Raw genomic sequence first — 10,555 nt, 5'->3', positions numbered from 1 at the left:
TGCGCGAGGCGGGACGGCTCAGCGCGGTGCTGGCGCAGTTCCCGTGGTCGTTCAAGCCCTCCGACGAGAGCCGCGACGTGATCCGCAAACTCTCCGATGACTTCGCGGGGTGGCCGATGGTCGTGGAGCTGCGCCACGGTTCGTGGGCGAAGCACGAGTACGCGGTGATGCTGAAGGACCTCGGCCTCGGCTGGGCGAACATCGACCAGCCGGTGATCGGCGAGTCCATCGGGCCCACCGCGGGGGCCACGAGCGCGATCGGCTACGTGCGTTTCCACGGCCGCCGCTACGACACCTGGTTCGAGCACAACGAGAACTCGGCGCGGCGCTATGACTACCTCTACACGGCCGAGGAGCTGGAGCCGTGGGTGGACCGCATCAGGCGAGTCGCATCCGCCGATGGAGTGCAGGATGTCTACGTCATCTCCAACAACCACTTCGAAGGAAAGGGGCCGGCCAACGCGCTGATGATCCGGTCCATGCTGGAGGGAAGAAAGGTGAAGGCGCCGCCGGTGCTGTACCAGACGTACCGCGCGGCCCTGGAGCCCTATGTGGAGGTCGCGGGCTGAGACTCGCGACCGGCGAAGAGGGGTTGGCGCCCCGGCCGCCTAGCGATCGCCGCGGAGCTGCTCGACCTGGGGCGGGAGGCTTTCGCGCCCCCGCACGCCGGCGAACTCCCGCGCCCAACGCCTGAGGTAGTCCCAGTCGAGCGCACCGCCCTTGCGGCGCACCACGCTCTCGGCGTCTTCGATATCGCGCGCACGCCCGGCGAACAGCTTGTGAAGGATCAGGTCCTCCGCGGTGGCCACCGGCACGTCGGCGCCGCCGATCGTCAGGTGATCGGCGCGCTCGATGGCCTGCGGCTCGTAGGGCGTGGTCGAGAAGATGAAGTCCACGCGGATGCCCGTGGCGGGATCCCGCGCGGGCAGCACGAAGGTGTCGCGCACGAAGCGTTCGAGATCGCGGGGAAGCGCTTCGAGCCCGAGCGTCGCGCAGACCGCCAGCACGTCGGCGAGCCGGCTCGGGTCGGCACCCAACGTCACGTCGATGTCCTCGGTGAGTCGCGGACGGCCGTGGACCAGGACGGCCTGACCGCCGATCAGCATGAAGGGAAGGCCTCGCTCGTCCAAGGCTCGGGCGAGCGCGGCCACAAAGGACGGCAGCTCAGCCGGGCGGGAGGCCATTCAGGGCGCGCGCCACCGCGATGTCCGCCCGCACGTCCTCTTCCCAGTCCGCACCGATGTCGGGGCGGACCTCGCGCGCGTACGCCCACAGCGCGGCGAACCGGGCCAAGGCCTCCTCGTAACTGAGTCCCGCCGCTTCCCGCTCGTCGGCGAGCTCGAAGGCCCTCCAACCGGCCGTCGGATTGACCATGGGTCAATATAGCCGGCGGCCCGGCCCTCCGCCCCGACCGGGCCGCCATCGTCATGGTTGGCGTGCGCCAATCACACGTCCGCGGTTCCGATGCCGAGCGCTCTCGCCACCGCCTTCTGCCGCTCATCGTAGCTGGCCAGCGTCACGTCGGCCTGTAGACCCTTGAGGAACTGAACCGACGCCAAGTGCAGCGCGTCGAGCGTCCTGACGGGCACCGGGAACGGCTCCAGTGCTCGCGCCAGCACGGGGGGAGACAACTCCAGGAAGCCGACGCGGGCCAGCAGCGCCCGAGCGGCCTCCCCGTGGGAGCGGGTCAGGCCTCGCGCGTGGATGCGCGTCCAGAACTCGTACTCGAGCAGCCGGCTGGAGATGAGCGTCTCACGCCACAGCGATTCCGGCGGCGCGCGATCCTCGGCCAGCAGGTGGGCGAGAGCGACGGAGGTGTCGAGGTATATCACCGCTCGGCGCGCTGCTCGTCGAGCTCCTCGAGCAGACGGCGGAGCGGGGCGACGGGTGCGCGCGGGGGCGGCGTGTCTCCGGCGGCCAGCGGCGGGCTGAGCCAGCCCTCGCGCACGGCTTCGGCCAACACGGCGTCGTGCAGCCGCGACGCGCGGCCCTCGCGGGGCGGCACCAGCTCGGCCACGATGCGATCCCGGTCGGTGACTAGGATGGTTTCCCCACTCGCCGCCATCCTGACGTACTCGGCCAGGCGGTTCTTGAGGATCTTGAGGCCGACGGCGCGCATACGGTAAGGTAGCTCCTGGAAGCTACCTTCGTCAATCACGCCCTGCCCGCTGCCCTTCCGCACGACTGCCGCGGGAGACGTACGTCGTGCCAGTGGCTTGGCGACCCTCGGTTGACGGTGGGGTGACGGCTGGCCCCTAGCGTTCGCGAGAGGCGACCGGTATATTCATTGTAGATACAAGGAGCGTCGCATGCGGGCGCGGGTCCGGAAGTGGGGCAACAGCCTGGCGCTGCGCATCCCCAAGCCGTACGCCGTGGAAGCGGGGATGGCTGAGGGGGGGGAGGTCCGGCTGTCCATCACCGACGGGAAGCTCGTGGCCGAGCCGCTGCGTCCACCGCGGTACACGCTCAAGAGCCTGCTCGCCGGCGTCCGCAAGGAGATGGTGCACGGCGAGGAGGACTTCGGGGGCCCGGTCGGCCGGGAAGCCTGGTAGGTGCCGGGACGCTACGTCCCGAGCCGCGGCGACGTGGTGTGGGTGTCGCTCAAGCCGCAGGCCGGCCACGAGCAAGCGGGACGCCGCCCCGCGCTGGTCGTCTCTCCGGCGGCCTATAATGGGAAAGTCGGTTTGGCCGTGTTGTGTCCGATCACCAGCCGAGTGAAGGGCTATCCGTTCGAGGTGCGGCTACCGCCGGGGCTCGACGTGTCGGGAGCCGTGCTCTCAGACCAGGTGAAGAGCCTCGACTGGCGGGCCCGGCGCGCCCGGTTCATCTGCCGGTTACCGGCGCCCGCCACGCTGGAGGTGCTCGAGAAGCTCGGCGCGCTGCTGTCCCCCGCTCAAGGCTGACGCCTCGCGGCGACGCTCACCGCTGGCCCGAGCTCCAGTGGCTGGCCGGGCCTAAAGAACTGCCAGCAGTAGCCGGGGTCCCTTCGATGCGCCACACCGCGTTCCCGGTCGCGGCGTACTCCTCCACCCGCGCGCCGTTGCCGTACGAGTCGAGCAGCCGCGCGGCAAGGACACGGGCATCGAAGACGTACTTGAGTTTTCTAAGGTGCAACTTTAGGATTCTCACATGCACTACGTCCCCCGCCTCCTGGCCGCGCAGCTGGCGCGTGCGGCCCGCCAATTCCCGGTCGTCCTGCTGACGGGGCCCCGCCGGGCGGGCAAGACCACGCTGCTCAGGCGGCAGTTCCCGCGGGCGGCATGGGTGCTGCTGGAAGATCCCGACATCCTGGCCCGGGTGCGCGCCGACCCGCGCGGCTTCCTGGACGGGCTGCGCCCTCCGGTGATCCTGGACGAGGTGCAGAACGCCCCCGAGCTGCTGAGCTACGTCCGCACGCGGGTGGACGACGCGCCGCGGCGCACCGGCCGATGGCTGCTGACGGGGTCCCAGGAGGCGCCGTTGATGCGCGGCGTCACCGAGTCCCTGGCGGGCCGGGCGGCCGTACTGCACCTGTTGCCGTTCTCGATCGCCGAGTCGGCGAAGGTGTCCCTGCGGCGCGGCGGGTATCCGGAGGTGATCGCCAGGCCCGCCGCCGCGGACATCTGGTTCCGATCCTACGTACAGACGTACCTGGAGCGCGACGTCCGCGCGGTGACGGGGATTCGCGATTTGGCGACGTTCCGCAGGTTCCTCGCGCTGGTGGCGAGCCGCATGGGCCAGCTGCTGAACAAGACTGACCTGGCGGCCCCGCTGGGTGTGTCGGTGCCGACGGTGACTCAGTGGCTGAGCATCCTGGAGATCACCGGCCAGATCCTGCTGGTGCCTCCGTTCTTCGAGTCGTTCGGGAAGCGGCTGATCAAGTCTCCGAAGATCTACTTCACGGATTCGGGGCTCGCTTGTCACCTGCTCGGCCTCGAGACGGAGCGGGCGCTCGCGGCCTCACCCTTCCTCGGGCCGCTGTTCGAGGGCTTCGTGGCGGCCGAGATCGCGAAGGCGCAGGCCGCCGGTGGCCGGCGGGCGGAGCTGTATCACTTCCGGGACCAGCAGGGGCTCGAGGTGGACTTCGTGGTGCCGACGGGGCACCGCAAGCTGCTGCTGATCGAGGCCAAGGCCTCGCGCACGGTGCGGCCGGGCGATGCGGAGCCGCTGCTGCGGCTCAGCCGGGCGGTCGCCGGGTACGGCCTCACTCGGCTAGTCGTTCACCGGCCGGGGCCGCCCACGGCGGCGGGGGAGGCGCTCAGGCCCGGTGTGAGGGCGGTCGGGGTAGAGGCGCTGGCGACGCTGGTGTAGGACCTCGGAGGCTGCGCCGCCACGCGGCGGACCGCCCCAAGCTGACGCCTCGCGGCGACGCGGAGGTCGCGGGCTGAAGCGCGGGCTCGGAGCAGTCGAGGGCTGAAGCCCTCGCTCGGCCTGTTGCGCGCCCTGGACGTCGGGCCCCTCGGCACGCTTCAGCGTGCGCCAGTGGCCAAGCGAGCCCTTCAGGGCTCGACTGGCACAGGGGCAGCGGCTGACAGGCCACGCAGCACGAGAGAGCCGGGAAGGATGTCTCCCCGGCTCTTTAGTTTCTTGGCGGGTGCGCCGCTCACCGCTGGCCCCACAGCTTGCGCGGCTCCCCACGGAACGGCCCGTAACCGACGCTGGCCCAGCAGTACGCCACGCCGCCGGTTGTGATCCCGCACGACACGTACGCCCAGTCGCCGCCCGGGCTCAGCGAAGCGAACGCCAGGCCTCCACCGAGCAGCGAGGGGCCCACCGTGATCAGGGTGTCGTTGTCGTCCGAGTAGTTCGCGTAGTAGGCACCCCAGCAATAGACCGCGCCGCCGGCCGTGAGGCCGCAGCGCCCGCCTGCCCCGCCGAGCTCCGTGAAGGTGAGCCCGGGCGCGACCGGAACGGGAACCGGGCTGTTCGCCGAGGACGCGTTGGCCAGCGAGTACCGGTTGCCCCAGCAGTAGGTCACACCGGTGGCGGTGATAGCACAGGTGTTGCCCCAACCAGCGTAGCCTGAACCAGCGGCGATGCGTGAAAAGGTGAGCCCGCCCGTGACCGCCACCGGCGTGGAACTACTGGTCGTGGAGCCGTTCCCAAGCTCTCCGGCCCCGTTGTTCCCCCAGCAGTAGGCGAGCCCGGCGCCGGTCAGAGCGCAGGTGTGACCGACTGACGTGCTCACCTCCGTGAAACTGAGCCCGCCCGCCACGGCGACGGGAGTCGAACGGCTGATGGTGGTGCCGTCGCCGAGCTGTCCCGCGTCGTTTTCACCCCAACAATACGCCGCACCGGCCGTGGTGAGCGCACAGGTGTGAGAGTACGCGGTCGTGATCCGCGCGAAGTTGAACCCGCCGGCAACGGGGACCGGCGAAGGACTGCAATCAAGGCCGATTCGGGGGTCTGGGTTGCAGTCTTGGAGGCTCGCGACCGTTCCAAGCTGGCCGTAGGAGTTCGCCCCCCAGCAGTACGCGACTCCGGCCGCCGTCAGCGCGCAGCGGTGCGAGACGCCGCTGCTGATCGCGGAGAAATTGAGTCCGCCGGTGACGGCCACGGGACCGACGTAGCCGAAATGGACCATACCGTAGCCTGAAGCGCCGTGAGGGCCCACGCAGTACGCCTCTCCGTTGGGCGTCAGCACGCAGGCGCCGCCGTACAATCCGCCGTCGGAGCCCTCGCTCACGGCGGCGACCGTGATGTAGTCGCTGATCACCGTGGTGGTATCGCTTCGGCCCCCCGCGGTCGCCGTAACGGTATAGGTGCCGGCCTGGTCGTTCATTTGAACCCAGGCCTCATTCCACACATTCCCGTCGGGCTCGACCGAGTTGCAATTGAATTGGCCGCATTGCTGCGGAGCAATGGACCAACTCACAGGGGCATAGGTGTTCGCACCGTTGGCATCCCGCACCGTGGCCCTCAGAAGCACCCTTCCGATCGGCACCGTTCGCACCGTATCGGGCTCCACTACCACCGACGACAGCGGCCCACCGGACCCCACCGTGATCCTGGCGAACGCGGAGCCGCCGACCCCGATCCCGAACAATGCCGGATACTGGAAGGTCACCGTGACCAGCTCGACACCCGGTGCCAGCGCGGTGACAAGCCCGCTGTTCGACCCCACGTCCACGGCGTTGCGGCGCGAAGACCAATACGCCGTCCACCCGGTCTGCACCCTCCCGGCGGAATCCTTCACCGTCGCGACGGCGCGCACCGTCTCCCCCACCCGCAGCGTCGCAGCCGCGGGCGCAACCGTCGCCGTCAGCACGGTGATCACCGCTGTCCCGGCAACACCGTCAACCGTCGCCGTGATCGTGGCACGGCCGGGAGCCAACACCTGGACCGAGGCGGTTGCGCCCGCAGGCTCGGCCGTCACCAGCCTAGTGGTGTCCAGCCTGGTGACTGACGGACTGGAGTTCGTCCAGACGGCGGTGTTACTCGTGACCGGGGCCCCGCTTGAGTCTCGGGCGGTCGCGGTGAGCGACACGATCCCCGGCGACATGAACACCATCCCCGGAAAGACCGGCTGCGTATCGCCCACGAACGCCACCAGGTCCGCGTTCCCGGGCGTGATCGTGACGGACGAGACGGGTGAAGCGCCCGTCTGGTTCCCCGTCGTGAAGTCCGCGGCCACGTTCTGGCCGAGCACGTCGCCGGAGAGGTCGGCCACGCCGCTCTCCACCGCCAGCGTGTAGACCGTCGCCCGGTCCAGCAGCGCATCCGGCACGAAGTCCGCCCGCAGGCCGTCGGCCGCGAGCACGACTCGGCCGGCGACGGGGGTGCCGTTCCGAATCAGCCGCACGGTTTCGGTCGTGATGGTGCCGGAGTCCATCGGCTCGCTGAACACGACCCTGATCAGCGAGTTGAGCGGCACGTCCGTCCCGCCCTTGGGCGGCACGGTCCGCACGATGACCGGTGGCCGGCGCGCGGGCACCCTCAGCGCGGCTCTGGTCGTTCCGCCGGAGCCATCCGTAATGACGACCTCGACGGAGTCGCCGACGCCCGCCACCAGGGGCACGGGATCGAACCCGCCGTCCACGACGTCCGTTGTCGCCGCGAAGCCGTTGGTCAGATTGCGGATCGCCGCGCTCCGGCCGCCCGGCACCGTCCCGGAAGGGAGCGACACGTAGATGATGCCGTCGGCCATCTGCGCCGACGGGGCCCTTGGTCCGCTTTGGGACGATGCACCGACCGGCGCTGTACGGGGTTCGGAAACCACGAACTCGAAGCTCGGCGGCGGAGGCGGAGGCGGACGCGTCGGGTCGTCGCTACAGGTCACCAGTGCGGCCACCACGCCGATGGGCACCAGGTTTCGGACCACCGCACGCACCCGATGCATAATGACTCCTTGGATCAGCATAATGACTCCTTGGCTCACTGGCCGCCCACTAGCGCGAACCCTGCCCAATAGAACGGATGCGCGGTCGCCGAATTGCGCAGCAGGCTCCGCTGAGCCTCGGCGATCGCCTCCGCCTCCGAGCGCCCGGCCTCGAGCGCGGTGTAGAACCGCTCCATCAGGCTCGCCGTGGCGCGATCCTCCACCGGCCAGAGCGTGGCCAGCACCTTGGATGCTCCGGCAAACAAGAACGCCCGCACCAGGCCCACCCAATCGTCGCCCGCGGGCAGGTCCGCGAGGGAGCCGGAGCCGAGTGCCGTCTGGCACGCGCTCAGCACGACGAGGCGCGCGCTGAGACCGAGGCCAAACACCTCGTGCACCTCGAGCCGGCCGTCCTCGGCGCCCTGCGGGGCGAGCTCCACGAAAGAGAAGAGCGGATTGTGCTTGTTGAGCACGCCGTAGGTGGCGAGGTGGATGATCCCCTGCTGCGGCGCCACCTCCCGGAACGCGCGCTCCGACGCCGCCGGGCCCACCAGCACCCGGGCGCGATCACCGTAGATCCGGCCGATGGCAGCGACTTCCGCTCGCGAGCCGGGGAGCGTGCCGGCTTGGGGCGCGAGCGCCAGGACGCCACCCCCGGAGCGGACCGCGCGACGCTCGGCCAGCCGCAGCCAGACCGAGGCCGAGGGCACATAGGCAACGGTGTACCGCTCGACGAGGAACTGGTCCGCGGCGCCCTGACGCACCAGCGCGGCAAACGGCAGGTAATGCAGCTCGGCGTGCGGAGCGATGAGGAGCAGACGCTTTCCCGCCAGCAGCCCGGACGCCTCCACCGGCGCGACGAGCTCCTGGAACAGCCGGCGCAGCCCGGCCCGCCAGTTGTGCCGAGCGGCCGAGCGGTCGGGGCGCGTCAGCGTGCCCCGGGCGAAATCCACCAGCGTCACGAGATCGTCGTGCGTGATGTCGAGGTCTATCGCGGCGATGCTGTCGGAGGTCGCGACGAACACCACCGTCGCGGAGTCGGTCACCAGGTACTCGAGCAGCGCCTCGTCGGCCGACAGCCGGCCGGTCACCTCACGCGCCGCCGCGATCTCGCCGCGGACCAGCGTGGCGTACTCCGGGCGCGCTTCCCGCAGCTCGCGCAGCAGGTTTGCGTACGCTGCCTGCGCTCCGGCCAACGCCTCCAGGGCCCCGCCGGAGACGGGCGCGGTCAGGCCGCGAAGCTGAGGATCGGACGGGCCCGAGCCCTCGATCTGCCGGGTGAGATCCGAAATGCGGCGGCGCAGGTCCTGCTCCCGCCCTGCCAGGGTGTCGGTTCCTTCCCGCGTGGGGGTGACGCGGCCGCGCGCCAGGAGATCGAGCACCTGCCTCGCCCGCAGCCGCTCGCTGACCTCGAACGCCGCCTCGCTGCGCCCGCGGGCGCGCTCGACCAGGGCGAGCTGCGCGTACACTTCCCATTTGTCGGCCAGGTAGTCGGCGCGGCGCTCCTCGAGCGGCAGCGAGCCGGAGACCCTCTCGATCTCGTCTACGGCGGCGCCTAGCTCACGCGCCGCCTCCGCGAGCGCCCCGCGTCCGCGAAGCGCGCGACCTAGGCCGGCGTGCAGGCGCCACGCCACGCTTGGCACGGGCCGGGCCCCGAGGCGGCCGAGCCCGCGCTGGTAGAACGCCTCCGCGGCGAGGAACATGGCGCCCTGCGACTCCAGGTCGCCGAGCGCCGAGAGCGCGACGGCTTCGCCGACCACGTCGCCCAGGGACCGCAGGGTGTCGAGCGCCTGGGTCAGCGTGCGGCGCGCCGACGCCGTGTCGCCGCGCTCTCTCTGCGCCTCCCCCAGCAACAAGCGCGTCAGCGCTGCCGGGCGCGGGTCGCCCACCGCTTCCTGCACGCGCAGGGCGACTTCCAGCGCCGCCTGTGCCGCCACGTAGCGCTCGCTCATGAGCAGCAGCATCCCCCGACCCTGCTGGGCTTCCGCCCGACCCGCCGGGTCCGCGGCGCGGCGGAAGAGCCGCTCGGCCCGCGCGTACTGGAGGTCCGCCTCGGCCAGGCTGTTGAACTGGACCGAGAGGTCGGCCCGCGCCAGCGCGAGCGCCGCAAGCGCGGCTGGCCCGCTGCCGCGCCCGGCCGCGAGACGTTCGGCACGCCTCAACTCGCCCAGTGCGCCCGGTAGATCGCCCATGGCGGCCTTGAGGTCGGCGAGTCCGCGCCGCACCGCGATCACTTCCGCGTCGGGCCCGGTCACGTCGTAGATCCGAAGGGCATCGGATAGCGCGGCCGCTGCGCCCCGGTAGTCGCCGCGGCGCAGTGCGAGGAGCCCCAGGTTGTGCAAGACGGACGCCACGCCGACCCGGTTCTCCAGGTCACGGTGGATCGCCAGGGCTTCGCGATACCGCACCGCGGCCTCGGAGTACTCGCCTTCCGCGCTCGCGACGTTGCCGAGATTGACGAGATTCAGCGCCGCCGCCTCGCCCCGACCATACCGGCGGTTGAGGGCCAGCGCGTCCTCGAACGCCCGGCGCGCGCCGGCCCAGTCGCCCAGGCGTTGGGCGATGAGACCCAGGTTGTTGCGGTCGGCGGCCACGCCCCGCGTGTCGCCGCTTCGGGGCCGGATCTCCGCGGCCTGGGCGTAGAGCTGGCTCGCGCCGCGGAGGTCACCCTTGTCCCGGCTCACGTTCGCGAGCGCGCCCACGGCGTTGCCCAGAGTGCGGTGGTCGCCGATTCCCTCCGCGAGCACGCGAGCCTCGCCGAAGTACGCCTCGGCGCTGTCGAGCTCGCCGGAGCCGTAGAAGCCCGCGCCGATGTTCCCCAACGCGGCCCCCATGCCGGTCGAATCGCCCAGCCGCTCGCACCGCTCAAGGCTTTCGCGCCACGCCCGCATCGCGGCCGCGACACCGAGCCGGCCTAACGCCTGGTTGCCCGCCAAGCGGAGGCTGTCGGCCGAAACCTTGAGACGGCGTTGCGGCGGCGACCACGACGTGAACGCGGCGACCTGCCGCACCAAGAACGAATCGCGCCACGCCGCGGCATAGGCGCGGGCCATGCGCCGCGCCTGCTCCAGGTACGCCTCCGACGAGTCCGATGCGGATGCCGCCGAAACGAACAGGCCTCGTAGTGCGTCGCGCACGGCATCCGGAACCTCACGGCTGCGCGCCACGAGCGCCGCCTCCGTGCCGCTGCGCGCCAGGGCGCGCACCTCGTCGGCCGTCTGCGGCGACTGCGTCCAGGCGCCGATCGCAGCCACGACC

11 protein-coding genes are annotated in these 10,555 nt (G+C 71.0%); 4 read left to right on the top strand and 7 right to left on the bottom strand.

Translation table 11 applies throughout. The annotated features are described in order from the left end of the window. Positions 1 to 569 (top strand): DUF72 domain-containing protein (locus Q8Q85_16025; protein ID MDP3775768.1); only part of this gene is annotated, 569 nt, incomplete at its 5' end. A 39-nt stretch (positions 570 to 608) separates the two neighbouring features. On the opposite strand, the gene Q8Q85_16020 is transcribed toward Q8Q85_16025, so the two are convergent. The 4 genes from Q8Q85_16020 to Q8Q85_16005 all read right to left on the bottom strand — a co-directional run bounded on the left by Q8Q85_16020 (position 609) and on the right by Q8Q85_16005 (position 2,119). Next, positions 609 to 1,184: a nucleotidyl transferase AbiEii/AbiGii toxin family protein gene (locus Q8Q85_16020; protein ID MDP3775767.1), complete on the bottom strand. Its 576-nt coding sequence runs from the start codon at positions 1,182 to 1,184 to the stop codon at positions 609 to 611. Then, the gene (locus Q8Q85_16015) at positions 1,165 to 1,374 is read right to left on the bottom strand and encodes a hypothetical protein (GenBank protein ID MDP3775766.1); all 210 of its coding nucleotides are present in this window, start codon (positions 1,372 to 1,374) and stop codon (positions 1,165 to 1,167) included. Before Q8Q85_16015 ends, Q8Q85_16020 begins: the two co-directional genes overlap by 20 nt. Before the next feature lie 71 nt (positions 1,375 to 1,445). Then, on the bottom strand, positions 1,446 to 1,832 hold the full coding sequence (locus Q8Q85_16010; GenBank protein ID MDP3775765.1) for a PIN domain-containing protein: 387 nt from the start codon (positions 1,830 to 1,832) through the stop codon (positions 1,446 to 1,448). Next, complete coding sequence (locus Q8Q85_16005; protein MDP3775764.1) at positions 1,829 to 2,119, bottom strand: type II toxin-antitoxin system Phd/YefM family antitoxin; 291 nt, start codon at positions 2,117 to 2,119, stop codon at positions 1,829 to 1,831. Before Q8Q85_16005 ends, Q8Q85_16010 begins: the two co-directional genes overlap by 4 nt. Positions 2,120 to 2,309: 190 nt before the next feature. Here Q8Q85_16005 and Q8Q85_16000 point away from each other — a divergent pair, with 190 nt between their 5' ends. Beyond that, on the top strand, positions 2,310 to 2,552 hold the full coding sequence (locus Q8Q85_16000; GenBank protein MDP3775763.1) for an AbrB/MazE/SpoVT family DNA-binding domain-containing protein: 243 nt from the start codon (positions 2,310 to 2,312) through the stop codon (positions 2,550 to 2,552). Then, positions 2,553 to 2,903 carry an endoribonuclease MazF gene (gene mazF / locus Q8Q85_15995; protein ID MDP3775762.1) on the top strand — a complete coding sequence of 117 codons (351 nt, stop codon included), beginning with the start codon at positions 2,553 to 2,555 and terminating at the stop codon, positions 2,901 to 2,903. Between the two features lie 16 nt (positions 2,904 to 2,919). On the opposite strand, the gene Q8Q85_15990 is transcribed toward mazF, so the two are convergent. Further along, positions 2,920 to 3,129 carry a hypothetical protein gene (locus Q8Q85_15990; GenBank protein ID MDP3775761.1) on the bottom strand — a complete coding sequence of 70 codons (210 nt, stop codon included), beginning with the start codon at positions 3,127 to 3,129 and terminating at the stop codon, positions 2,920 to 2,922. On the opposite strand from Q8Q85_15990, the gene Q8Q85_15985 reads away from it, so the two are divergent. Then, on the top strand, positions 3,130 to 4,290 hold the full coding sequence (locus Q8Q85_15985; protein MDP3775760.1) for an ATP-binding protein: 1,161 nt from the start codon (positions 3,130 to 3,132) through the stop codon (positions 4,288 to 4,290). A gap of 292 nt (positions 4,291 to 4,582) precedes the next feature. Here the strand turns inward: Q8Q85_15985 and Q8Q85_15980 are convergent, their stop codons facing one another. Then, positions 4,583 to 7,126 carry an Ig-like domain-containing protein gene (locus Q8Q85_15980; protein ID MDP3775759.1) on the bottom strand — a complete coding sequence of 848 codons (2,544 nt, stop codon included), beginning with the start codon at positions 7,124 to 7,126 and terminating at the stop codon, positions 4,583 to 4,585. Between the two features lie 227 nt (positions 7,127 to 7,353). Next, complete coding sequence (locus Q8Q85_15975; GenBank protein MDP3775758.1) at positions 7,354 to 10,551, bottom strand: CHAT domain-containing protein; 3,198 nt, start codon at positions 10,549 to 10,551, stop codon at positions 7,354 to 7,356. Positions 10,552 to 10,555 lie beyond the last annotated feature (4 nt).

Source organism: Gemmatimonadales bacterium, assembly GCA_030697825.1.
GTDB lineage: Bacteria > Gemmatimonadota > Gemmatimonadetes > Gemmatimonadales > JACORV01 > JACORV01.
This window is presented reverse-complemented; position numbering and strand designations above follow the sequence as displayed.

Coding starts and splice junctions, on each gene's coding strand:
- Q8Q85_16020 (MDP3775767.1), bottom strand. CDS start 1,184: ATGGCCTCCCGCCCGGCTGAGCTGCCGTCCTTTGTGGCCGCGCTCGCC.
- Q8Q85_15985 (MDP3775760.1), top strand. CDS start 3,130: ATGCACTACGTCCCCCGCCTCCTGGCCGCGCAGCTGGCGCGTGCGGCC.
- Q8Q85_15980 (MDP3775759.1), bottom strand. CDS start 7,126: ATGGCCGACGGCATCATCTACGTGTCGCTCCCTTCCGGGACGGTGCCG.
- Q8Q85_16015 (MDP3775766.1), bottom strand. CDS start 1,374: ATGGTCAATCCGACGGCCGGTTGGAGGGCCTTCGAGCTCGCCGACGAG.
- Q8Q85_16005 (MDP3775764.1), bottom strand. CDS start 2,119: ATGCGCGCCGTCGGCCTCAAGATCCTCAAGAACCGCCTGGCCGAGTAC.
- Q8Q85_16000 (MDP3775763.1), top strand. CDS start 2,310: ATGCGGGCGCGGGTCCGGAAGTGGGGCAACAGCCTGGCGCTGCGCATC.